Consider the following 21,724-nt stretch of genomic DNA (forward strand, 5'->3'; position numbering starts at 1 on the left):
TTCAGCACTGGACCCGGCTCCGCAACCAGCAGCATCGACCCGTCACCTTCACCTGGCAACGCCCCGGGGCACCAACTTCAGCCGCAGATCACTAGGGGTCGACGTCCTGCAGGGGTACCACTTCGCCCACCCGGTCCCGGCGGTCGAGGTGTTCGCCCCCGCGGCGACGGCTCCCGTCCCCGCCTGAGCGCCTCCGGGGTGGCCTGCGCGGTCGGCACCGGGTACCGGATCGTGACCCGGATCCCCTCAGGAAGACCCGCTCGACAGCCGATTGCTAGAAGGTGACGGACACGACGCTCCCCTCCGTCGGCGAGTCCAGCAGGTGGCTCGCCGAGTACGGCCTGCCCGAGGGCGCTCCCGCCGAGCAGCTGCGGGCGGTCACCCGGGTGGCGGCCACCGTGACCGGAGCGGCCTCGGCCGTGGTCAACCTGCTCGACGACTGCTTCCAGCACCAGGTGGGTGAGGTCGGCTTCAGCGGCGGACGGTCCCCGGTGTCGGACTCCATGTGCGCCGTGTCCCTGCGGGACGAGCGGCTGCGGTACCTGCCCGACGCCCGTCTGGAGCCGGCCTTCGCCCGCAACCCCTGGGTCGACGGCCGGCTGGCCAGCGTCGGCCTCTACGCCTCCGCCCCGCTGGTCCTGCCCGACGGGCGGGTGCTGGGCTCCCTGTGCGTCTTCTCCGAGGAGGCCGGGACCCTCGGCCCCGCCCAGCTCGACGCCCTGCGCGACCTGGCCGCGCAGGCGGTGGCGCTGTTCGAGCACGCCCGGCTGGCGCGCGAACGGACCGAGCAGGCCGTCCGCTACCGGCAGGCGCGGGACGAGGCCGAGCGGCGGGGTGCGCTGACGGCCGCCGTGACCGAGACCCTCGACGCCGGCGTCGTCGCCTGCGACGCCGACGGGCACCTCACGCTGTTCAACCCCGCGGCGCGCGCGTTCCACGGCCTGCTGGAGGACCCCACCGTCGCGACCGCCGACTGGGCCGGGACGTACTCGCTGTTCCACGAGGACGGCACGACGCCGCTGGCCGAGCAGGAGATCCCCCTCTTCCGCGCCCTGGTGGACGGCGCCGTGCACGACCAGACCATCGTGATCGCCCCCGCCCACCGCGAGCCGCTCACCGTGCGCTGCGACGGGCGGGCCATGCGCGACTCCGCCGGGCGGCTGCTCGGGGCGGTCGTGGCGATGACCGACGTCACCCAGGCCCGGGCCCAGGCGCGGGCGCTGGCCGAGGCGCGTGACGAGGCCCTGGCCGCCACCCGGGCCAAGACCGCGTTCCTGGCCGCGGCCAGCCACGAGATCCGGACCCCGCTGAACGGGGTGCTGGGGATGCTGGAGGTGCTCTCCCTGGAGTCCCTCACCGAGCGCCAGCACGGGCACGTGCAGGTGGCCCGCGACGCCGGCAACGCCCTCCTGGCCCTGCTCAACGACGTCCTGGACCTGTCCAAGGCCGAGACGGCCGCCGTCGTCCTGGCCGAGGAGGACTTCCGGCCCGGCGACGTCGCCGACGACGTCGTCACCGCCCTGGGCCCGATCGCCCGGCGCAAGGGCCTGGAGCTGCAGGTGCGCACCGGCGCGGCCGAGACCCTGGTGGGCGATCCGCGCCGCCTGCGGCAGGTGCTGATGAACCTCGTCGGCAACGCGATCAAGTTCACCGACCACGGCCGGGTGAGCCTCGACGTCAGCGGCACCCCCGCCGGGGCGGGCACCACCCTGCGCCTGGCCGTGGCCGACACCGGGGCGGGGATGAGCGCCGAGGAGCAGGACCGGCTCTTCGAGCCCTTCACCCAGGGCAGCGCCGGCGAGCGGCACGGCGGCACCGGGCTGGGCCTGGCCCTGAGCCGGCAGATCGTCGAGCTGATGGGGGGCCGCATCGAGGTGGACAGCCACCCCGGTCGCGGGTCCACGTTCACCGTCGTCGTCGACCTGCCCCGGGCCGTCCCGTCGTCCGCGGCCCCGGCGGTCGCGGACGACGACACCCGGAGCCTGCCCGCGCCCGGCGGGCCCGTCACCGGCTCCCGCCCCCGGGTGCTGATCGCGGACGACAACGACATCAACCTCATGGTCGCGGGAGGCCTGTTCGGCGCCGAGGGCGCGGACGTGACGACCGTCGGCGACGGCGACGCGGCCGTGCGCGCCGCCGCCGACGGCGCCTTCGACCTCGTCCTGCTCGACCTGCAGATGCCGGGGACGTCCGGGCTGGGAGCGGTGGCCGCGATCCGCGCGCTGCCGGGCCGCGCCGGCCGCGGCCGCGTCCTGGCCCTCACCGGTGACACGCTCGAGACCACGGCGGCCGCCTGCCGGGCGGCGGGCATGGACGGGGTGCTGGTGAAACCGGTCCGCGGGGCCGACGTGCGGCGGGTGCTCGCCGAACTGGACCGCGAGGGCTGAGACCGGCCCGCCGCGAGCGGTCCACCGGCGGGTCGCCCGCGGTGGGCCGAGGGCTGTCCTGCGGATCGTGAGGGGTGCCTGACACGTCCGGTCATGTCGATGGCCGAGCGCTTGAGTCATGTCGTAAGGCCCCGTCCGGTCGTCGCTTCCTGCGATGGTGAGCTTGTGGAAGATGACGCTGCGCAGGCTCCTCGGACAGTCCGAGGATGGGTCGCCTTAGGAACCAGCAACCTCTTCGGCTACATCGTGACCGTACTGGTACTGCGCATCTGGGTGCCGTGGTCGGATGCGTTTCTATGGGCCCTCGTAGGCATCGGAAGCGTGATGGGTGCAGCCACCTTCAACTACATCGACCGTCGCCGTCGACGGCGTGCGAACTGAGCTGAGGCCTGCAGCTAGCAGCGGACGGAACGTTCGGTCATGGCGTGGTGCGTGCGATGTGGACGTCAGACGACCCGGGCGGTCCTTGCAGTAGGACAGCGCGCCAGTGACCATGGATCATGCGATCGACGATGCGGGAGCTGGGGACAGAGTTGGCGTTCAGCCTGATCCTGGTTCTCATCGCGGAAGCGGTGATCCGTCTGCTCGGATGGGACCGCTTCTGGACCCTCGTCGTGGTCTTCACCATCGGACACGGCACCAGAGCAGGACTGACACGTCGACGGCGCGCGATCCTTGCCCGCGAAGACGAGAGTCGATCCGTGCTGCGTTAGCCGCAGCGTCGCGCATACCCCGCGTGGTTGGCGGAGTGGGCCTACGACCGCCCGATCGGTCAGATCACCGACGCGGCCTCGGTGCACCACGCGCGACGTCACGGTCATCCCGCGATACGGGCGGTCCCGACCGGCCTAGCGACGTCGCGGTCCTGTAGAGGAGCGGGACGCTCGGTCATGGCGATCTGCGCGAAATCCACCTGCAGACGTCGGAGTCGGCGTGACAGCCTCAACCAACTCCGGCCGGCAGGATGAAGCAACCAGGAGGGGTGCATGGACCTGCAACTGCCAGACCACCTCACCGACGACCACCGACGGCTCATCGCCGACCTGGCCGAGCGCAACGACACCGAGCACGGCGACGGTCTGCTCGGTCTGGTCCTTTCCGGCTCCGCCGGCCGGGGCGTGGCCACCGACCGCTCCGACCTCGACGTCTACGTCGTCCTCAGCGACGACGCAGCCCAGCGCCGGTCGGCCACCCGTTCCACCACCATCGACGAGCTGCCGGTGACCTTGACCGACCTGGAACAGGTACCTGCCTTCGGGTCAGGAGGATGGTGGTTCCGCTGGTCCTTCGCTTGGGCCCCGACGCTGCTGGACCGCACCGATGGCCGCATCCCCGCCGCCCTGCACCGCCAGGCCACCTTGACCCCTGATGAGGTTGAGGCCGTCCTGATGGAGCACAGCCGCCTGGACGGCTGGCTCAACTACGTCTATCGGGCGTTGAAGTCCGACCGTGACGGTCGCCGGCTGGAGTGCCGCCTGGATGCGGCGGAGTCGATGCCGTGGCTGCTCGACGTGATCTTCGCCCTCGCCGGACGGGTGCGGCCGTACCACAAGTACCTGCCGTGGGAGCTGCGCGAGCACCCGCTGCCGGACTGGCCCGCCGACGTGCTGCTGCCCTTGCTGCAACGGACCCTGGACGGCGATCCTGCCGCGCTGCGGGAGACCTTCGTGCGCGTCGAAGCCGGGTGCGCGGCCCACGACGCAGCCAGGGGCGATCAACTCACGCGGGAGATCATCGACGGCTGGGGCGACGGGCTCTTACTGATGCGGCCCTGACGACCGCCTGCTCCCCTAGGCCGGAGCACACCGCGCGGTCATCCCGCGGTGCGGGGCAAGTCAGGCCAAAGGTCGCCACTGCCAGGCGCGCTCGATCATGGCGCCGACGAAGGGCGGCTTGGCGTCGACGTAGCGGTCTCGCTCGTGGGCGTGCTCGACGGCGAGGTCCTGCTTGAACGTGGCGTAGCGCAGTGCCTCGTCCGGGTGGGCCCGCAAGTAGTCGCGGAAGACGAGGTACCGGGCCACCAAGGGCGAGGAGGCCGCCACGACGTGCAGGTGGTGGGTCCGCTTACCTGCCCGCAGACGGTGGAAGAACAGGTGCTGCGGGTCGTCCGCGAAGGACTCCGGGACATGCAGGTAGCCGATCCCGCAGAAGGCGGGGACTGCGGTGTGTAGTTGCTCATCGGATACGACGGTCAGCAGGTCGATGGTGGGCTTGGCCGGGAGGCCGGGGACGGCCGTCGAGCCGATGTGCTCGACGGCTTCCAGCGACGGGAGGGCGGCCAGAATCCGTGCCCGCTCGTTGGCGAATGCCTGCGGCCAGGACTCGTCGTAGGCGATGACCTCGACAGTGGCGTCCGGGCGTTCTTCGAGCATCAGCGTGGTCTCCGTCTCGTTGCGGCGACTCTCGAACGTACCCCGTGCCGTCGTCTCCACCTGCCGACCAAGCGCACGGTCATCCGCGACGGCGCGACGTCACGGTCATCCCGCGGTGCGCGCGGTCATCTCGCGAGCCAGGACGTCGTCGACCTCGCGGTCGTGCCGATGAGCAGGACACCGACCAAGCGGGGTGAGGACATCAGCTGGCCGCGGTCAGCGGCTCCCAACGGGCCGCGCCAGCAGCCACGTCGATCACGACCCGACCGAGCGGCTGCGTCGCTGCCTCCACCACGAAGTCCGGTCCACCACGACCGGCATCCGCACCCGGACGCCGGTCCAGGTACGGAGTGAGGGTGAAGACCACCTCACGCGCACCACTGGGCAACGGGTACGGCCCGTAGCTGCCCCGGGAGTACGGCTGCCCCGGCTCACCGGTGATGCTGCCGCCACCGATGTTCCCCGCCTCCTGGACCTCCCGCGGCAGGGGCGGGTTGACCTCGTACTCCACGTCGGCGACCGGGCTGATGAACCACTGACCGGCGTCGGGATCGTCCTCGTGGACCGCCGGGGCGATCTCGTAGTCCAGCGACACCATCTGCCAAGGCCCACCTGCTTGCTCAGGTAGCCGGTTGCCTGCGGCGTCGGGCCAGTGGCCTTCGTCGCGCAGGCCCCGTAGGTGCAGGTGACGACCCGGGACGACCTCACCGCAGTCCACGTCGAAGGCCACCAGCAGCGTGCCCTGCTCGTTATCGCTCATGTCGTGAGCGTCGTGGATCGCCGCGACCGGGCGCATCAGGGAACCCCCTGAGCGCACCCCGGGATCAAGGTCCCCAACCGCACGGTCATCCCGCGGCGCGCGCGTGGTCCGACCGGGCGGCGCCTTGAGTGCGGGCTAGTCTCACTCCCGCACACTGGTGGGCATGCAGGACTGGGGCGGCTACTCGCTCAAAGACGGAGAGCCGGACTACACCCCGGACGATCAGTTCTGGGACGGCACACGCGTGTACTCCCTAACCCACGACGACGTCCGCAAGCGACAGGGCCGACTGCTCCACGAAGCCGAGGTCATGGTCCTGAACCTCCTCGACTGCACTCCCCACAGTCCCCGACTGGGCTCCAAGCACCTGCTCACCCAGTCCCAACGTCGCCAGATCGCCGAGGCCGGAACGGTGCGCTTCGTCGAACCGGAAGGATGCCTGCAGCGCTGGCAGAGCAGCGACGGCACAGTGCTGGCGCTGCTGGTCGGCGAGGTCCGCAGCCCCCGCCTGCACTGACTCCAGCCACCCCATACAGGCGGGGCCAACAGTCACGACGTCACGGTCATCCCGCGGTGCGCGCTCGACGACCCCACGGCCTCGCCGAAGTGCGGGTGATCAAGGTGCTGGACCAGAACGCCGCTCATGTCCGGGACGGCGCCGTCCAACTCCAGACCGGCGGCGCTGGGACCGGCTGCCCATCCAGACGGGCCTGCAACTGCGGCAGCACCACTTCGGCAACGATGTCGATCACCTCCGCAGCGACAGCATCGACACCCACGACCTCGCCGCCATCAACAGCGCTGCCGCCGCCGGCGCCCCCTCCCTCCCCGTCGTCGCAGGCCTGCACGAGCCACCAGTGGTCGTGTCCGTCGGCGACCAGGGAGCCGACCCGCTGCCACCACCCCACCCCCGGAGTGTGCGCGTTGGCGTTGGGCGCATCGCCAATCCACGGTTGCACCACCTGCGCAGCCGCCCACTCCTGGGCACTGGTGAAGGAGACGTTGAGCGTGAAGGCGCAGCGTTGCGCGGTGTTCCACTTGTCGCGCTGGACCCCGATCAAGGCGTAGTGACCGGCGTCATTGGGGAGTCGGAAAGCGTTGCCGGATCCGCGCAGGCCCATCCGCCGCCAGGCCGGGGCTACGTGCGCCTTCATCAGGTGCGCGAACAACGCTTGTGCATCCACCGAGCCATCATCTGATCATCGATTAGGCCCAGCAGGGCTTTTGCGCTCATCGAAGATCCAGGACGCGGCTGGCCACCTGCCTTCACTACCCGGTCGCCGTCCACCGGGTGCCTCCGCGACATCGCGGTCACGGCGCCCGCAGGCAACGTCACGGTCATGCCGCGGGCCGCGTGATGCGGCTTCCCGAGCTGGGACCCTTTTCGGTGACGGTCGGGGCAGGCCGTCCCCACCTTGGACGGAGAGCGAGCAGTGTCCAACTGGTCCTGGATTGAGTACCTAGACCGTCTATCAGACGGCGCCGTCGAGTACACCTACGACGGCTGGGCCAAGGCCAAGGACATGAAGGCGGCCGAGCATCACCAGCTCGTCGAGCTCGAAGAGGAGCACGCCGAACGGGACGTCCACGTGACCGACCGACTGGACGACCTCATCGACGCCCGCGTCTTCCAGTACGGGGCCGACGAGCCCGTCGATCCTGCCAACGGCGCCAGCGGCATCATCCACCGGTACATCCCGATGACGGGTGACGAGCCGCCCGTCGTGCTCATCAGCTGGAGGTGCTGAAGGACGTCTACAGACGTCACGGTCATCCCGCGGTGCGCGCGAAGCGCACGGTCATCCCGCGCTCAGTGCGCTTCCTCCGGTCGGTCAATGCGGCGCAGCGTCCGGATCAACGCGGGGTCCAAAGCAGCCGTCGCGCCCAGCACCTCAACTCCCAGCAGACGCCCGGCGGCGCTGAAGTCGAGAATCACCTCGTACTCCTTCGACCCGGTGTCCACGATGACTTGCTCCCAGGCCAGGTCGGTGCAGTCACCCCGAAGGTTGATGTAGGCCGCGTCAACCTCCGCGTCCCAGGTGCCGTCCATGGCCCTAGCTTGCCGCCACCGACCTTCCGGTCATCCCGCGCACCGCGCCACCGCGGGCAGAGACAGCACCGCTGGGTCGTCCTAGGTATCTCTTCCAGCACGGGGCCCTCACCAGTCGGTAGGCCGCGCTGCCTCAGCCCCCGCTTGTCACGATGGCGTAGATCCCAAAGGCCCACAGCCCCACAAACGCGGGGATGGCGACCTTCAACAGGACACGTCCTCGACGAGACACTGACGCCTCCTGCTCATCACCTCAATGATTCAGCTTGACCTGTCCATCCTGCCTAGACCTCCCGCCATCTCACGCGCGATCAGCCAATCTGCATGACGTCGCGGTCATACCGCGGTGCGCAGGCGCACGGTCATCCCGCGATGTGTGTGATCAGCAGCAGCTGGCGACTTCGCGGTCTTGCCGAGTTGCGCGATGTCCAGCCAGCCCGTGGGCCGAACCGACAGAAGGTCTGGACCGTACGTTGAAGGGGTGTTCAGTCCTTGGGGCAACCTCGTCCTGATCGCCGTCACGGTGGGTCTGATGGCTTTCTGGGTCCGTGATGCTCGACGTCGGCAACGGCGTGGCGAGAAGGGCTGGACCGCCGCCCACAAACTGGGTATCGCCGCGATGGTGCTGCTCGTGCTGAGCCAAGCCCTCTTGCTGATCTGACGTCACGGTCATCCCGCGATCCGAGCGGTCGCGGCTGCCGATGATCTCGCGATCTTGTCGATGTCCGGATGAAAGCCGAGCACGACGATCACCCGCACATCGCCGATGAGCGGTCGAAGCCGCCCGGGCCGGGGAGGCCGGGCGGGGGTTCGCGGTGGTGGCTGGGCAGGTGAAGGAGTTGGCGATGCTGGCGGCGCGGGCGATGGAGGAGATCACCTCCCGGGCGGCGGCGACGCAGTCCGACGCGGTGGCCGCGACCGCGGCGATCTCGCAGCTCTCCGAGGTCACTGCCATACACCCAGGGCCCGGCAAGTACCCGACCGGACTCCTGATCGCTCACGGGGACGTTGATCGCTGCGTTCAGCGCAGGAAGCGCTCCGAGACCGCCAGCATGGTGACGGCGTGACCGGCCCGGTCGAGGAGTTCCGCGAAGGCGGCCCGGTCGGCGTCCACGCCGTCCTGGAACGCCGTCAGGGTCGGCCACCACAGCTGACGGACGCCGAGGAACGGGGCGCCGTCGCTGTGCACCTGCGCGCTCGGCCGGTTCACCGCATGGCGCAGCGCACCGATCCGCAAGCCCAGCTCGGCGTCGTCTGCGCCGGTCCAGTCGGGGTTGCCGTCCTGGTGCACGAACTGCAGGAGGTGGATGCTCGTCGGCCGTTCCAGCACGTCCCACTGCCGATCAGCTGGGGTGAGGGCTCCGATAGCGGGCCGGGAGACGATCACTTCCTCTTCGGTGATGAAGAAGATGACCCTCGACAGGTCTTGGAACAGCGGCTCGTCGGGGCGGATGGTATCGACGAACAGGGGCTCGTCGACCAGCGTGGCGGCGTCGGCCGCGGAGTCGAACGAGGGCATGGCGACCCCGTCGTACTCGTCCTGGCCCGGGCCGAGGCGGTCGGTGTCGAACTGGTGCGCCTGGACGTAGGTGAGCATGCCCGGGATCTGGCGACCCAAGGTGCCGTGCGGGTGGCGCCAGTGGTCGTGGAAGCGCTGGCGGTCGATGTCGGGGCGACGGGGGATGAGGGAGAAGAAGCGGATCACGAAATGTCCTCGGTCGGGTTGATCGGACAGATGCTGGGCAGCGTCAGGGCGGGCGGGGTCCGCTTGTGGGCGCGGTGGTGCATGCACCAGCCGAAGGCTGGGTGGATGACGTCCGGCGCGCCGTAGTCCGGTGGAGCCGTCCAGCCGGGGCTGTTGTCGCGCGGGGCAGTTAGAGGCTCAGGGTCGTCGGAGGGCCGGACAGTGCGGCCTTGGCGCGGCGGGCGAAGTCGTCGGCCACGACCTCGATCTCCCCAGCCGCCAGGCCGTCGAGCACGGTGGTCACGAACTCTCGAGCGCTGATCTTGGGGAAGTCCCATCCCGCGCTCATGTCGGTGTCGACCAGGCCCACGTGGGCGCCTAGGACTTGGGTGCCCTGCTCGGCGAGCTCGACCCGGAAGGCATTGTTGAGGTTCCAGGCGGCGGCCTTGCTCACCGAGTAGGCGGCGTTGCCGGGCACCGCGTACCAGGAGGCGGCGGACAGCACCGTGACGATGGCGCCGCCCCCGTTGCGGCCCAGCGCCGGGGCGAGAGCGCGGGTCACCTGGAGCATGCCGAAGACGTTGGTCTCGACGTCCTGCCGGATGGTGTCGAGGTCTCCGGTGAGCACCGGCGTCACCGTGGCGATACCGGCGTTGTTGATCAGCAGGTCGACATCGGGAGCCGCCTGGACCGCGGCCTGGATGCTGGCGGCATCGGTGACGTCCAACGCGAGCGGTACGGCTGCCTCGACGTCGACAGAGTGGGGATTGCGGGCGGTGGCGTAGACCCGGCGGGCACCGCGGTCCAGCAACTGGCGGGTGAACTCCCGGCCCAGGCCACGGTTGGCGCCAGTGACGAGTGCAGTGGCGTTTTCGATCTCCATGGCACGAACGTAGGATCTGACACACATGTCAATTTCAACTGCCGCACGTGAGACGTGCGTCACGAAGGCGGTGGGTATGCGGATCGGCGAACTGTCTCGGCTGACCGGGGTGAGCCCCAGGTCGCTGCGCTGGTACGGCGAGCAGTCGCTGCTGAGCGAAACGCGCACCAGTGGGGGGCACCGGGAGTACGACGAGGACGCGGTGGAGCGGGTCCGAACCATCCAGGTGCTGTTCGCCGCCGGCGTCCCCGCCCGGCACATGGCGGGGATGCTGCCATGCATCTACACCGGGACGACATGCCCCGCCACGCTCGAGCGGCTGGAGGAGGAGCGGATCCGGCTGCGGGCGCAGGCCGCAGGGCTCGCCGCCACCCTCGAGCGCCTCGATGAGGTGGTCGTGCAGGCACGCGCCCTGCTCACAACGGTCTGAGGCCCGGAGCCGCAACCGTCCATCGTGTCGTCGACGGGGATGCGGCTGTGCACAGTCCCGCTGGTCATCGCCGTGAGCGCGGTTAGCAGACCGGCGCGATCACCCTCCTGCTCCTGCTGGATGAGACCCCCCGCGCCAGCTGCAGGATCAGCCACTCCAGGCCAGTCGAACGCGTTTTACGGTTCCTGGTTTCACTATGGCTTCGCCGGGGTACCTCAAACCTGCGGAAGCCACAGCTCAAGCCACGGCTCAAGCTGCGGCGTCCGTAGGCTGGTCCGCTCAAACAGAGAGGTGGACTGGCTGCACATCGCGATGGGGCGGCTGGGGCACACCCTCAAGGGGTGCGGTCAAGGTCCCCCGTCGCAGGAGCTTGCCCGTCTTACGCCGGTAGCGGGTGGCGCGACCTCCCCTCCACCGGGTCCTTGCTCACTTTCGGGACCCTGTCCGCCGTCGGCGCTGATCAGCGTTGCCCGCTGTCGGTACCGACCAGCACTGCTCGCAGCCGCTGCTCATCGACGCTGCCCACCGCCGCGGAGAAGACGGCGATGTGCAGGTCCGAGTCGCGCGTGGACAACACATCGATGTCGAGACTGACCTGCCCCTAGGGGCGTCGACGACAACGACTCCCCCACCCACCTGCCCCACAACAGCAGGACCGCCCCACAAGCGCGCGAACCGATCGCTCACCCAGCTCAGCTGCTCGATCATCGACGCCAAGTCCACATCGTGCGGATAGCGCGTCAGCGCCCGTTTGAGGTCTGCGACCAAGAACGCGTCGCTGTAGTCGAAGCGCACGGTCATCCCGCGGACCGGCGACTGTCACTCCCGCCAAAGTCGCGTCAAAGAGCGACGCGGTGCCGCGCATGGTCATCCCCCCGCCCGCGCGCTCACCCCGCCGATCTCGCGCATCTGACGATGGCCGCGCAGTACGCGCTGCCATCGCCGAGCCGTTGTCGTAGGCGAGCGGATGAGCAGCGGAAGAGCGAGCGAACCAGCGGAGCGCGACCTCGACACCGACACCCTGACCGAAGACTCGTCAACCGGCGGACTCGTCCAGCAGTCGCAGCGTGTGAGCCGCCTCCTCACGGGCGCGACGCAGTGCGGGGTCGTCCAGCAGCTGCTCCACAGGCGCACGTTGATCGATCGCAGCAGTGATCGAATCCAGGCGTCGCAAGCTGGCGGCCAGGTCGTCGTCAGAACCGACGTCGCCTTTGTCCAATGCGTACGTGAGCCCGCTGTCGTCGAAGATGGAACACAAGCACTCCTCCAGCGACGACATGACGTCATCGCCACCTGAGTTGGTCCACACCCGACGTTGGAAGGCTTCATCGCTGAGTTCAAGCAGTCCCTCTCGGAGCACTTCGATGTTCACTCTCAGCATGGACTCACAGTGCCGTGTGTCTGTGGCGGTCGCTCGAGAACGGAGATCCAGCTCGGCACAGTGCGCGATAGCACTGACCGGCCGAAACGTCCGGTCATCCCGCACTCAGTGCGCGATCGCGCTCCGTACGTCCCGACGTGCCGAGAAGCGGCCGCAGTTGCAGCCTCGAGGGGCACCCTTGCCAGGTGAGGCAAGAGCCAGGACCGAGGGACACGCGGCTGATGCTGCTCGCCCTGGTGCCCGTCGTGGGGGCGGTCGTCCTGATGTTCTTGACCCACGGCGATCCGACAGGCTGGCGAACGGTGGTCCTCTGCCTGCTGGCGGTGGCAGCGGTAGGAGTGCTCCTGGTCGACGACTTCCGGCGACGCCCGGAGCAGGGCTGAACCGCACCGGCCACCACCGCGCGTCACGTGCATCCGGTCATCCCGCGATCCGGGCCGTCGTGAGCAGTCAGTGGTGCCCTCCCCTCGAGGTGAGCACGTTCACGGCCGGGACAGACCGCACCAGCCGGAGAAGCCGATGACGTCGGCGGCCACCTCGACGACGCTGCGCCCGTCGGTGTGGACGCGGTAGGTGCCGGCGGGTGCCCGCTGTTCAAGCAGGGTGGCCATGCTCCGGCTGCGCTCGAGGTGGGCCTGCAGCCCGGAGCCGACCTCGCGAACACCGAGGCGGGTGCGGGTCGTCTCGTCGCTGGCGGTGAGCAGGACACCTGTCACCTCCGCCCGGCCGCCGACGGCGCGGACGATGAGGTCGGGTTCGAGGACGCTGACGGTGTTGACGTAGACGAGGCGGTGGTGGCCGCTGGCGGCGTAGTTCGCCCACAGTGCGGCGAGGTTGGCTTCGGTGAGTCGAGTGCCGGCCGGGTCGTCGTCGGCTTTGGGGTAGGCGGCGTCGAGGTTGTCCCCTTCGACGTGACAGTGCGCGATGCCCAGGGTCTGCAGCTGAGCGGAGACCTCGTAGGCGGTGCTGGTCTTGCCCACACCTGCCCGGCCACCGATGAGCAGCACCTGCACTGCCTCGCCGTTCGCTTCCGCCACGACGCACAGTCGGCCATGGACTGCTGGCGCTGTCCACCACTCCCTGCGGCGAGGACTTCACGGTCATCCCGTGAACCAGGACGTTGAAGGAGTGCGGCAGGTGAGTCCCTGCCAGGGTGCGAGCATGACGCGGCGGCCCCTCAACCCCCTCTTCTGGACCCTGGCCCAGATCGGCTCCCGGGTACGCTCCTCAGCTCCTGCCGGGGTGGAAGACCCACCCCTGCAGCTACCGGACCCCACGACGCTGCGCGTACCGACCCGCCACGGCGACGTCGATGTGCTGGTCCAACGCCCGGCCCAGCCTCAGAGCTGGACGTCGAAGCACCCGCCGGTCGTCGTGCACCTGCACGGCGGTGGGTTCGTCAACCGCAACCCCGCCCAAGACCGCCACATCGCCCGACACCTGGCCGCCCACCTGGGCGCCGTCGTACTCCTGCCGGACTACGACACCGCCCCCACCGTGCACTACCCCGTCGCCGAGGAAGAAGCCGTCGACGTCGTCGACTGGGCCACGGCCGCAGGCGAGGAGCACGGCTGGGACGGGCAGCGTCTGGTCCTGTCCGGGGTCAGCGCCGGCGCCAAGCTGAGCCTCAACACCTGCCAGCAACTGCACCAGGCCGGACGACCACGTCCACTGGCCGCCGTCCTGGTCGTACCGGTGACCGACGCGGTGCGCACCGACCGGACCTCACCCACTGCGCGCCCAGCGATCAGCCCCCTGGTCCAGCGCTTCGTCGGCTGGGCCTACTTCCCCGACACCGCACGACGGCGCGAACCCCTGGCCTCACCGCGACTGGATCCCTCCCTGAGCGAGGCCATGCCCCCCACCTTGGTGCTCACCGCCGAACACGACACCTTGGCCACCGAAGGAGGCGAACTGGCCGACGTGCTGCGCGCCGGCGACGTCGAGGTGGTCCACCACCAGTACCCCGGCGTCGACCACGGCTTCATCGGCGACGACACAGCGTTGGCGACGGTCCGCGATGCCTTGGAACGGATGGTCACGTTCTTTCGGCCCCACCTGGGCGAGCCGGACGCCGGCGAGAACACCACGACCAGGCAGACACCGCCCGCTGCCGCCAGCGACAGCTGAGCAGGAGCCCGTTCTGGCTCGACCCCAAACCAGTCCTCTCGGGACAGGTCAGCCACAGCCCGACAGTGATCACCAAGGGCGACGTCACGCTCACGGCGATGTCGTGGTGTCGACCCGTTCGCCCCTCGAGCACCGTCAGCCGTCGCGCTGTGCAGGAACTCTGCACAGCTCGTCCGATGGCACAGTCATCCCGCTGGTCGCGTGCGTGGGGTCGTGCCGCCGGCCCGATGCCGAGAGCGACCTCGGATCACCCGCTCGGTCGGAAGTCGCTGGCGGGGCTGAGGAACCACAGGACATGCTGCTGCGGTGAAGGACTGGAGCGGGTACCCCCTGCAGCCGGGGGAACCGGAGTACACCGACGACGACCGCTTCTGGGACGGCACCCGCGCCTACCACCTGACCAGCGACCGGCTGTGGAAGCGCGAGAGCGACCTGCTCGGCGCCGCCGACGTCATGGTCTTCAACCTCCTCGACTGCAGCCCCAACCCCCGCGTGGGGTCCAAGCGCGTGGCCACCGACGCCGAGCGGCGCAAGATCGTCACAGCCGGTCTGGTCCGCTTCGTGGACGACGAGGGCGGGTTGCAGCGCTGGGAGAGCGAGGACGGCACGGTGCTCGCCCTGCTCATCGGCGAGCTGCGCAGTCCACGCATCCCCTTCTAGCACCAGCGCTCCGTCGCCACCCGCAGCCGACGATCCGCAGGGCAGGCCCTCGGCGCGGCCGGACCCTCAGGCCCCGACCGGGACCTCGGCCAGCAGGGCGCGGACCGCACCCCGCACCCGCGCCGCCTCCCGCGGCAGCTCCTCGAGCAGGCTCGTCCGCTCGGCGGGCGGCAGGGCGTCGACGCCCTCGACCCGCCGGCACAGCTCCGCCAGCCCCGCCGCTCCCAGGGAGGCGCTGCTGCCCTTGAGCCGGTGCGCCAGCCCGGCCGCGGTGGCGACCTCCTCCACGACCACGTCCGGGGCCGCGTCCACGGCGGCCAGCAGTTCCGCGACCCAGTCGTCGAGCTGGTCGGCGAAGCGCGTGTAGACCTGGGCGAAACCGTCCGGCCCGAGGTCGCGCAGCTCGTCGACCACCTCCGCGTCGAGGACCTCGCCCCCCACCTCGTCCACCGCTTCATCCGCCGCGTCGGCGTCCTGCGTCGCCGCGGAGGGCGGCTCCAGGACGTCCGCGCCGGCCCGGTCCGCGGTGACGGCGGCCAGGGCGGTCCGCAGGACCGCCAGCCGCACCGGCTTGGACAGGAAGTCGTCGGCGCCGGCCGCCGCGAAGGCGGCGCGGTCGCTGGCCAGCACGCTGGCCGTCACCGCGATGACCGCCGGCTGGCGCACCGGCAGGGCCCGGATCTCGGCGGTCGCGGCGGCGCCGCCCATGACGGGCATCTGGGCGTCCATCAGGACGACGTCGTAGTCCCGCGCGCGGACGGCCTCGACCCCGGCCCGGCCGTCGGCCACCCGGTCGCTGCGGTGGCCGAGCTGGCCCAGGTACAGCTGCATCAGCTGGGCGTTGACGTCGTGGTCCTCGACGATCAGCACGCGCAGCCCCGCGCCGGCCGGGGCCTGCGCCACGGGCGCCGGCGCGACGTCGCGCGGTCCCCCCACCGCTGCGGCCGGGGGCGACAGCAGCACCGCGTGGACGGTGCGCAGCAACCGGTCCGGGTGCACCGGCTTGTGCAGGCGGGCGGCGAAGAGACCCTCCGCCGAGGCGGGGACCGTGGCCAGGCTGCTCAGGAGCACGACGGGCAGCGCGGCGGCCCCGGGCAGGGCCCGCACCCGCCGGGCCAGCTCGACGCCGCTCATCACCGGCATGTGCTGGTCGCTCAGGCACAGGTCGAAGACCTCCCCCGCCTCCAGCAGCCGCAGGGCCTGGTGCGGGGAGTCGACGAGGGCGACCGAGGCGCCGGCCCGTCCGAGCTGGTGCTCCAGGATGTCCAGGTTGGTCCGGTTGTCGTCGACGACGAGCACGCGGCGGCCGGCCAGCGAGGTGGGGCGGGCCCCGTCCACCGGCAGCGGCTGCAGGCCCAGGGGGAAGGCGACGGTGAAGGTCGAGCCCACCCCGACCTCGCTGTCCACGGTGATGGCCCCGCCCATGGCCTGGACCAGGCGCTGGCTGATGGCCAGCCCCAGCCCGGAGCCGCCGTAGACGCGCGTCGCGGAGTCGTCGACCTGGCTGAAGGAGCGGAAGATCCGCTGGCGCTGCTCGGCGGGGATGCCGATGCCGGTGTCGCCCACGGCCATCCGCACGCCCAGGCGCCCGTCCGCCCGGACGTCGCCGGAGACCCGGACGATCACGTGGCCGCGGGAGGTGAACTTGATCGCGTTGGCCAGCAGGTTGCTCAGCACCTGACGCACGCGCAGGCTGTCGCCGACGACCTCCTGCCCCTGTCCGGTGCGCAGGTCCACGAGCAGGTCGAGGCCCTTGGCGGCGGCCTGGCCGGTGAAGAGCTGGGCCACGTCGTAGACGAGCGCCTCGAGGTCGAAGGGGGCCTCGTCGAGGTCCAGCTCCCCGGACTCGATCTTGGAGAAGTCCAGCACGTCGTTGATGAGCGTCAGCAGGCTGTCACCGCTGCGCGAGACCGTCTCCAGGTGGCCGCGCTGCTGCTCGGTGAGCTCGGTGGTCAGCAGCAGGTCGGTCAGCCCCAGGACCGCGTTGAGCGGGGTGCGGATCTCGTGGCTCATGGTGGCCAGGAACGCCGTCTTGGCCTGCCCGGCCAGCTCGGCCTCGTCCCGGGCGGCGACCAGCTCCGCCTCGCGCGCGGCGACCAGTTCCCCCCGCGTGCGCAGCGCCTCCCCGAGGGTGTTGACGTCCTCGACCATCGTGCGCAGCTCCAGCGGGCCCGTGGGCACCCCGCGCCGCTCGACGTCGCCGGCGGCCAGGTCGGACAGCTGCTCCCGCAGTCCCTCGAAGGCCGGCCGGAGCTGGCCGTCGACCTGGCGGTCGACCGTCCGCACCCGCAGCGTCGCGGCGGCGGCGACGAGCAGACCCCCCAGGGTTCCGAGCACCAGGACCAGCCGCGTGCGGGCGTCGGCGACCTCTCGCCGGTGGACCAGCGCGCGCTCGAGACCCGCCTCGACCGTGCGGTAGCGGTCGAAGAGGCGCTTGCCCTGCAGCAGCGACACCACCAGGGAGGTGGGGTCGTCCACGGCCGGCTGCACGCGCAGGGTGGGCTCGGCCCACTGCCGGACCCAGTCCTGCTGGGCGGCCTCCACCCGGCGCGTCCAGCCCGCCAGCTCGGGGTCGTCGTGCGCCGCCGCGGTCAGCTGGGCGTTCAGCGCCCGCAGCGAGGAGACCCCGTCCTCGTAGGGGGCGAGGAACGCGCGGTCGCGGGTGACGAGGAAGCCGCGCAGCCCCGTCTCCTGGTTGACCATCGCGACTTCGCTCTCCTGCAAGGTGTTCAGCATCGTCGCCGACCGCGTCACCTCGGGCTGCAGGACGCCCAGGACAGCGAGGTTCGTGGCCACGATCGTCGCGGTGACCACCAGCAGCGCGGCCACGCCGATCCGCACCGGCCGGCGCATCGACGCGCGCACGGTGCGGGGACGGCCCGAGCGGCGGGCCTTCGAGCGGAGTGCCGACCAGTGGAGCACCGACCAGCGGCTGCGCGTCATGCAGGTCGTGTCGGCCGTCGTCCGCACCGCCTTGAGCACGAGGCGCTTCAGGTGGGGACCGCTCCGGCCGATCGACAGAACCGGAACCGGTACCCCCAACGATCGGAGCGCCATGACCCACGTCCTCGTCGTCGACGACGACCCCGTCATCGCCGACCTCGTCGCCTTCCGGCTGGGCCGACTCGGTTTCACCGTCTCGGTCGAGACCGACGGCCAGGCCGGCCTGGCCGCGGCCCGGCAGCTGCGCCCCGACCTCGTGGTCCTGGACTGGATGATGCCGCGGATGAACGGGCTGGAGGTGTGCGCGGCGCTGCGGGCCGACCCCGACGAGCGGCTGGCCCGCACCCCCGTGCTGCTGCTCACGTCCAAGGCGCAGGAGCCCGACCTCGAACGCGGTTTCGCCGCGGGCGCGACCGACTACGTCGTCAAGCCCTTCAGCCCCCGCGAGCTCACCACCCGGGTCACCGCCGTGCTGCGCGTCTCGGCGTGAGCCGGTTCGCCGCGGGCGTCCTCGTCCTCTCGGGCGTCCTGGCCTCCCTGGTGGTCGTGCTGGCGGTCGTCACGGCCGCCGCCCACGTCCTGCGCGCGCGGCACGCGGCGCGCACCGCCCGGCGCCGGGCGGAACTGGTCCCCCTCGTGCACGCCCTGCTGGACGGTGACGACGACCCCGCCGACGACGCCCACGCCGGGTCCTCCTCGCCCGGTGCCGCGGACACCGACCCGCTGCTCGACGACCTGGTGCTGGAACTGCTGCCCCGGCTGCGCGGCGCGGACCAGAAGGCCCTGCAGGACGTCCTCACCGCCCGGGGCGTGGTGGGGCGGGCCGCCGCCCAGCTCACCAGCCGCGAGGCCTGGCGGCGCGGGCGCGCCGCCGAGCTGCTCGGCAACACCGGCAGCAGCCTGTACGTCCCGCGCCTGGTGGCGCTGCTGGCCGACCCGGTCGCCGAGGTGCGCAACGCCGCCGCCCGCGCCCTGGGACGCATCGGGGACACCGCCGCCGTGACGCCGCTGCTCACCGGGTTGCAGCGCCGGCCGGGTCTGCCCCCCGGCATCGTCGGCATGGCGCTGCTCGACCTGGGCACCCCCGCCCTGCCGTTCCTGCGCGAGGCGGTCCGGGGCCCCGCGGTCCCGGTCCGCGCCCTGGCGATCGACCTGCTGGGTCACCACAACGACACCGGCGCCCTCGACGTCCTCCTGCCGGTGCTCGCCGCCGAGGCGGACCCTGCCGCCCTGCGCCTCAGCGCCGCGACCGCCCTGGGCCGCATCGGCTCCCCGCGGGCCACCACCGCCCTCGTCGCGGTGCTGACCTCCTCGGGCCCGTTCGACCTGCGGGTCGCAGCGGCCGAGGCGCTGGGCCGCATCGCCGACCCCGCGGCCTGCGACGCGCTGCTCGTCGGCATGTACGCCCGTCAACCGGCCCTGGCGGTGGCCTGCGCCGAGGCGCTGGCCCGCGTGGGCGGCGCGGGACGGACCCAGCTGAGCGCGCACGCGACGGCTCTGGGCCCGGCCGGTGCCGCGGCCCGCGCGGCGCTCGACACCCTCACCGTCCGCGCTCCCCGGCGCCCCCGCGCGGCGCGGGTCGCGCTGTGAGCGGCGTGGTCGCCGACGTCCTCGGCGCCCTGAACTGGACGGTGCTCGGCTACGTCGTGGTCCTGGACGCCGTCGTGCTGCTGCTCGTGGTCGCCGCCGCGCGCCGCGTCCTGGCCCACCGCCGCTGGAGCGGCACCGAGGGGCACGACCAGCTCTTCGCCAGCCCCCTGACCCCGGCCGTCTCGGTGCTCGTCACCGCGCACGACGAGGAGGCCCGCGTGCTGGACACGCTGGCGGCCGCCCTCGCCCAGCGCTACCCCGCCTTCGAGGTCGTGCTCGTCGACGACGGCAGCACCGACGGCACGTTCGACCTGGTCGCACGGACCTACGGCCTGGTGCCGGTGACGGCCCGGTGGAGCGCGGACCTGCCCGTCGAGGGCGAGGTCCTGTCGGTGCACCGGGCGACGACGGGCGACCCGCTGACCGTCGTCCGCAAGGTCGGCGTCGGCCGGCCCGCCGACGCCGTCAACGCGGCGCTGAACCTGGCCCGCCACCGGCTGGTCTGCACCCTGGACGCCGGCGCGGTCCTGGAACCGGACGCGCTGCTGACGGTGGTCCGGCCGTTCGTCGAGGACCCGCTCGACGTGGTCGCCGCCGGTGGGGTCGTCCGCACGCTCAACGGCTCCCGCCTCGAGCGGGGGTCGGTGCTGGAGCCGGGGCTGCCGAAGCGCTGGCTGGCGCGCGTCCAGGTCCTGGAGCAGCTGCGCTCGGCCCTGCTCAGCCGGGCCGGCCGGACGGGTGCGCACGCCCTGCTGGCCGACTCCGGCGCGTTCGGCCTCTTCCGCCGCGACCTGCTGCTGGAGCTGGGCGGCGTGGACCCGCGCTCGGCGACCGGGACCGCCGACCTCGTGGTCGCCCTGCACGGGCTGCTGCGTCGCACGGGCCGGCCCCACCGGATGGTCTTCGTCCCCGAGCCCGTCTGCTGGACGACGGTGCCCGAGACGTGGGAGGGGCTGGGCCGTCGGCACCGGCGCCGGTCCCAGGGTCTGGGGCAGCTGCTGTGGAAGCACCGGCGGATGATCGCCAACCCGCGCTACGGCGCCGTCGGGGTGCTCACCCTGCCCGCCCTGGTGCTGCTCGAGGTGCTCGGGCCGGCGGTGGAGGTCCTCGGGCTGGTGTCGGTGGCCGTGGCCGCCGCGACCGGCGCGCTGGACCGCGACCTCGCCGTGGTGCTGGCCGGGTTCGCGCTGCTGGTGGGGATCTCGCTGTCCACCACCGTCGTCGCGGTGGAGGAGTTCACCTCCCCCCGGCGCTCCGGACGCCGGGACCTGCCGGCCCTCCTGGTCGCCGGGCTGCTGCGCAACGTCGGCTTCCGCCAGGTGCACGCCTGGTACCGGTTCCAGGGCCTGCTGCTGGCCCTGACCCGTCGCGACGGGCGTGCGGAGCGACGGGGTCTGCGGGCCGAACCCCCGCGGCCGGTGGGCGCGGGGACCGTGCACGGCGGCCACCCGTCGTCGCGTCCGGCGCCCCGCAGGACCTGAGCGGGCGTCCCCCGGGTCAGGGCACGAGGACGACCTTGCCGCCCGCGTGCCCGTCCCGGACGAACTCCAGCGCCTCGCGCACCTGCGCCAGCGGGTACGTCCGCGCCACGGGCAGCGTCAGCTCCCCGCGACCGAGCAGGTCCAGCAGCCCGGAGCGCGCCCGGGCCCGGTACTCCGTGCCGGGGTCGGCGCCCGGGCCGCTGCCGACGAGGCGGATCCCGTCCCCGCCGCGGGCGAAGGCGGCGGCGCTGACGAGGTCGGCGGGGGCGGGCAGCAGGGCGAGGGACACGTCGACGGCCTCGTCCGTGCCGACCGTGTCGAGGGCGACGTCGACCCCCTGCGGCGCGGCGGCCCGGACCCGCTCGAGCAACCCCTCGCCGTAGGCGACGGGCACGATCCCGAGCCTGCGCAGGGCGTCGTGCCGGTGCTCGGCGGCGGTGCCGACGACGATCGCCCCCGTCCGCAGCGCGAGCTGGGCCGCCACCAGGCCGACCGATCCCGCGACGCCGTGCACCAGGACGGTCTGCCCCTCGTGGACGTCGGCGAGGTGCACGAGGTGAGCGGCCGTGGCGCCGACGAGCAGCAGACCGGCGGACTGCTCGAAGGAGGCGCCCGCGGGTTTGGGCAGCACCGCCTCCGCCGGGACGGTGACCGCCGAGGCGTACGCACCCCGCACCGGGTAGGCCACGACCTCGTCGCCGACGGCGAACCCCGCGCCCTGACCCACGGCCGAGACGACGCCGGACAGCTCCGACCCGACGGGCAGCGGCAGCCGCGACCCGTCCCGGCCGAAGTTCCCGGCGACGACCTTCCAGTCGACGGGGTTCACGCCGATCGCCCGGACGTCGACGCTCACCTCCCCCGGACCGGGGGGCGCGACCTCGCGGTCCACGAGTTCGAGGACCTCCGGTCCTCCGAAGGCGGTGGCGAGGACGACGCGAGCGCTCACGCAGGGCGCAAGCCGGGCCGGGCC

At 71.8% G+C, this 21,724-nt stretch carries 24 protein-coding genes and 1 pseudogene; 14 read left to right on the forward strand and 11 right to left on the reverse strand.

The window, feature by feature from the left end:
• The first annotated feature begins 281 nt into the window (after positions 1-281).
• The 3 genes from CLV37_RS09110 (at position 282) to CLV37_RS09120 (ending at position 4,162) form a co-directional block, all read left to right on the forward strand.
• On the forward strand, positions 282-2,387 hold the full coding sequence (locus tag CLV37_RS09110; protein WP_106209482.1) for a hybrid sensor histidine kinase/response regulator: 2,106 nt from the start codon (positions 282-284) through the stop codon (positions 2,385-2,387).
• Positions 2,388-2,920: 533 nt separating this feature from the next.
• Entirely contained in the window at positions 2,921-3,100 is a 180-nt protein-coding gene (locus CLV37_RS09115; RefSeq protein WP_170127142.1) for a hypothetical protein, read from the forward strand.
• Between the two features lie 273 nt (positions 3,101-3,373).
• Complete coding sequence (locus CLV37_RS09120) at positions 3,374-4,162, forward strand: nucleotidyltransferase domain-containing protein (protein ID WP_106209486.1); 789 nt, start codon at positions 3,374-3,376, stop codon at positions 4,160-4,162.
• Between the two features lie 60 nt (positions 4,163-4,222).
• Here the strand turns inward: CLV37_RS09120 and CLV37_RS09125 are convergent, their stop codons facing one another.
• Entirely contained in the window at positions 4,223-4,819 is a 597-nt protein-coding gene (locus tag CLV37_RS09125) for a GrpB family protein (protein ID WP_106209488.1), read from the reverse strand.
• Positions 4,820-4,961: 142 nt separating this feature from the next.
• Positions 4,962-5,555, reverse strand: a complete 594-nt coding sequence (locus CLV37_RS09130) for a hypothetical protein (protein WP_106209490.1) — start codon at positions 5,553-5,555, stop codon at positions 4,962-4,964.
• Between the two features lie 127 nt (positions 5,556-5,682).
• On the opposite strand from CLV37_RS09130, the gene CLV37_RS09135 reads away from it, so the two are divergent.
• Positions 5,683-6,036 carry a hypothetical protein gene (locus CLV37_RS09135; RefSeq protein WP_146149347.1) on the forward strand — a complete coding sequence of 118 codons (354 nt, stop codon included), beginning with the start codon at positions 5,683-5,685 and terminating at the stop codon, positions 6,034-6,036.
• A 124-nt stretch (positions 6,037-6,160) separates the two neighbouring features.
• Here CLV37_RS09135 and CLV37_RS09140 read toward each other — a convergent pair whose 3' ends face one another.
• The gene (locus tag CLV37_RS09140) at positions 6,161-6,703 is read right to left on the reverse strand and encodes a DUF4304 domain-containing protein (RefSeq protein WP_106209494.1); all 543 of its coding nucleotides are present in this window, start codon (positions 6,701-6,703) and stop codon (positions 6,161-6,163) included.
• 249 nt (positions 6,704-6,952) lie between these two features.
• Between CLV37_RS09140 and CLV37_RS09145 the strand changes: the two genes are divergently transcribed.
• Entirely contained in the window at positions 6,953-7,267 is a 315-nt protein-coding gene (locus tag CLV37_RS09145; RefSeq protein ID WP_106209496.1) for a hypothetical protein, read from the forward strand.
• A gap of 62 nt (positions 7,268-7,329) precedes the next feature.
• On the opposite strand, the gene CLV37_RS09150 is transcribed toward CLV37_RS09145, so the two are convergent.
• Positions 7,330-7,569, reverse strand: coding sequence for a DUF2283 domain-containing protein (locus CLV37_RS09150; protein WP_106209498.1), 240 nt, complete (start codon positions 7,567-7,569; stop codon positions 7,330-7,332).
• 481 nt (positions 7,570-8,050) lie between these two features.
• Between CLV37_RS09150 and CLV37_RS09155 the strand changes: the two genes are divergently transcribed.
• Positions 8,051-8,230 carry a hypothetical protein gene (locus CLV37_RS09155; protein ID WP_106209500.1) on the forward strand — a complete coding sequence of 60 codons (180 nt, stop codon included), beginning with the start codon at positions 8,051-8,053 and terminating at the stop codon, positions 8,228-8,230.
• Positions 8,231-8,351: 121 nt separating this feature from the next.
• Positions 8,352-8,636 (forward strand): annotated as a pseudogene (locus tag CLV37_RS28985) (methyl-accepting chemotaxis protein); the annotation flags it as partial.
• Here CLV37_RS28985 and CLV37_RS09165 read toward each other — a convergent pair.
• Both CLV37_RS09165 and CLV37_RS09170 read right to left on the reverse strand, forming a co-directional pair.
• Positions 8,591-9,361, reverse strand: a complete 771-nt coding sequence (locus CLV37_RS09165; RefSeq protein WP_211298517.1) for an EthD domain-containing protein — start codon at positions 9,359-9,361, stop codon at positions 8,591-8,593. The pseudogene CLV37_RS28985 and the gene CLV37_RS09165 overlap by 46 nt on opposite strands.
• 82 nt (positions 9,362-9,443) lie before the next feature.
• A complete protein-coding gene (locus tag CLV37_RS09170; RefSeq protein ID WP_106209506.1) occupies positions 9,444-10,136 on the reverse strand; it encodes an SDR family oxidoreductase in 693 nt (230 codons plus the stop codon).
• 76 nt (positions 10,137-10,212) lie between these two features.
• On the opposite strand from CLV37_RS09170, the gene CLV37_RS09175 reads away from it, so the two are divergent.
• Positions 10,213-10,566, forward strand: coding sequence for a MerR family transcriptional regulator (locus CLV37_RS09175; RefSeq protein ID WP_106210106.1), 354 nt, complete (start codon positions 10,213-10,215; stop codon positions 10,564-10,566).
• A gap of 426 nt (positions 10,567-10,992) precedes the next feature.
• Here CLV37_RS09175 and CLV37_RS29200 read toward each other — a convergent pair whose 3' ends face one another.
• Together CLV37_RS29200 and CLV37_RS09180 are read right to left on the reverse strand one after the other, a co-directional pair.
• Positions 10,993-11,367, reverse strand: coding sequence for an MmyB family transcriptional regulator (locus CLV37_RS29200; protein WP_425433615.1), 375 nt, complete (start codon positions 11,365-11,367; stop codon positions 10,993-10,995).
• A 235-nt stretch (positions 11,368-11,602) separates the two neighbouring features.
• Positions 11,603-11,938: a hypothetical protein gene (locus CLV37_RS09180; protein WP_146149348.1), complete on the reverse strand. Its 336-nt coding sequence runs from the start codon at positions 11,936-11,938 to the stop codon at positions 11,603-11,605.
• A gap of 230 nt (positions 11,939-12,168) precedes the next feature.
• On the opposite strand from CLV37_RS09180, the gene CLV37_RS27475 reads away from it, so the two are divergent.
• On the forward strand, positions 12,169-12,330 hold the full coding sequence (locus CLV37_RS27475) for a hypothetical protein (protein WP_170127144.1): 162 nt from the start codon (positions 12,169-12,171) through the stop codon (positions 12,328-12,330).
• A 99-nt stretch (positions 12,331-12,429) separates the two neighbouring features.
• Here the strand turns inward: CLV37_RS27475 and CLV37_RS09185 are convergent, their stop codons facing one another.
• Positions 12,430-12,984 carry a hypothetical protein gene (locus CLV37_RS09185; RefSeq protein ID WP_170127145.1) on the reverse strand — a complete coding sequence of 185 codons (555 nt, stop codon included), beginning with the start codon at positions 12,982-12,984 and terminating at the stop codon, positions 12,430-12,432.
• 124 nt (positions 12,985-13,108) lie between these two features.
• Between CLV37_RS09185 and CLV37_RS09190 the strand changes: the two genes are divergently transcribed.
• Entirely contained in the window at positions 13,109-14,077 is a 969-nt protein-coding gene (locus CLV37_RS09190) for an alpha/beta hydrolase (RefSeq protein ID WP_170127146.1), read from the forward strand.
• Between the two features lie 306 nt (positions 14,078-14,383).
• Complete coding sequence (locus tag CLV37_RS09195; RefSeq protein ID WP_106209512.1) at positions 14,384-14,737, forward strand: hypothetical protein; 354 nt, start codon at positions 14,384-14,386, stop codon at positions 14,735-14,737.
• Between the two features lie 66 nt (positions 14,738-14,803).
• Here CLV37_RS09195 and CLV37_RS09200 read toward each other — a convergent pair whose 3' ends face one another.
• Complete coding sequence (locus CLV37_RS09200; RefSeq protein WP_170127147.1) at positions 14,804-17,680, reverse strand: hybrid sensor histidine kinase/response regulator; 2,877 nt, start codon at positions 17,678-17,680, stop codon at positions 14,804-14,806.
• A gap of 112 nt (positions 17,681-17,792) precedes the next feature.
• Between CLV37_RS09200 and CLV37_RS09205 the strand changes: the two genes are divergently transcribed.
• Genes CLV37_RS09205 through CLV37_RS09215 form a run of 3 tightly spaced genes read left to right on the forward strand, consistent with a single transcriptional unit; the run spans position 17,793 to position 20,751 of the window.
• The gene (locus CLV37_RS09205) at positions 17,793-18,170 is read left to right on the forward strand and encodes a response regulator transcription factor (RefSeq protein ID WP_106210110.1); all 378 of its coding nucleotides are present in this window, start codon (positions 17,793-17,795) and stop codon (positions 18,168-18,170) included.
• The gene (locus CLV37_RS09210; protein ID WP_106209516.1) at positions 18,167-19,270 is read left to right on the forward strand and encodes a HEAT repeat domain-containing protein; all 1,104 of its coding nucleotides are present in this window, start codon (positions 18,167-18,169) and stop codon (positions 19,268-19,270) included. Before CLV37_RS09205 ends, CLV37_RS09210 begins: the two co-directional genes overlap by 4 nt.
• Positions 19,267-20,751 (forward strand): glycosyltransferase family 2 protein, encoded by a 1,485-nt coding sequence (locus tag CLV37_RS09215; RefSeq protein WP_106209518.1) that lies wholly within the window; start codon positions 19,267-19,269, stop codon positions 20,749-20,751. The genes CLV37_RS09210 and CLV37_RS09215 overlap by 4 nt, the downstream gene beginning before the upstream one ends.
• Positions 20,752-20,767: 16 nt before the next feature.
• Here CLV37_RS09215 and CLV37_RS09220 read toward each other — a convergent pair whose 3' ends face one another.
• Complete coding sequence (locus tag CLV37_RS09220; protein ID WP_106209520.1) at positions 20,768-21,700, reverse strand: quinone oxidoreductase family protein; 933 nt, start codon at positions 21,698-21,700, stop codon at positions 20,768-20,770.
• Between the last annotated feature and the right edge of the window lie 24 nt (positions 21,701-21,724).

Origin of the sequence: Kineococcus rhizosphaerae (assembly GCF_003002055.1) — a bacterium.
Classification (GTDB): Bacteria; Actinomycetota; Actinomycetes; order Actinomycetales; family Kineococcaceae; genus Kineococcus; species Kineococcus rhizosphaerae.

What these genes read in the sequence shown, in the direction of transcription:
- CLV37_RS09120 (WP_106209486.1), top strand. Translation starts at nt 3,374, where the DNA reads ATGGACCTGCAACTGCCAGACCACCTCACCGACGACCACCGACGGCTC.
- CLV37_RS09130 (WP_106209490.1), bottom strand. Translation starts at nt 5,555, where the DNA reads ATGCGCCCGGTCGCGGCGATCCACGACGCTCACGACATGAGCGATAAC.
- CLV37_RS09135 (WP_146149347.1), top strand. Translation starts at nt 5,683, where the DNA reads ATGCAGGACTGGGGCGGCTACTCGCTCAAAGACGGAGAGCCGGACTAC.
- CLV37_RS09150 (WP_106209498.1), bottom strand. Translation starts at nt 7,569, where the DNA reads ATGGACGGCACCTGGGACGCGGAGGTTGACGCGGCCTACATCAACCTT.
- CLV37_RS09170 (WP_106209506.1), bottom strand. Translation starts at nt 10,136, where the DNA reads ATGGAGATCGAAAACGCCACTGCACTCGTCACTGGCGCCAACCGTGGC.
- CLV37_RS09175 (WP_106210106.1), top strand. Translation starts at nt 10,213, where the DNA reads ATGCGGATCGGCGAACTGTCTCGGCTGACCGGGGTGAGCCCCAGGTCG.
- CLV37_RS29200 (WP_425433615.1), bottom strand. Translation starts at nt 11,367, where the DNA reads ATGACCGTGCGCTTCGACTACAGCGACGCGTTCTTGGTCGCAGACCTC.
- CLV37_RS27475 (WP_170127144.1), top strand. Translation starts at nt 12,169, where the DNA reads ATGCTGCTCGCCCTGGTGCCCGTCGTGGGGGCGGTCGTCCTGATGTTC.
- CLV37_RS09190 (WP_170127146.1), top strand. Translation starts at nt 13,109, where the DNA reads ATGACGCGGCGGCCCCTCAACCCCCTCTTCTGGACCCTGGCCCAGATC.
- CLV37_RS09200 (WP_170127147.1), bottom strand. Translation starts at nt 17,680, where the DNA reads ATGACGCGCAGCCGCTGGTCGGTGCTCCACTGGTCGGCACTCCGCTCG.
- CLV37_RS09205 (WP_106210110.1), top strand. Translation starts at nt 17,793, where the DNA reads ATGACCCACGTCCTCGTCGTCGACGACGACCCCGTCATCGCCGACCTC.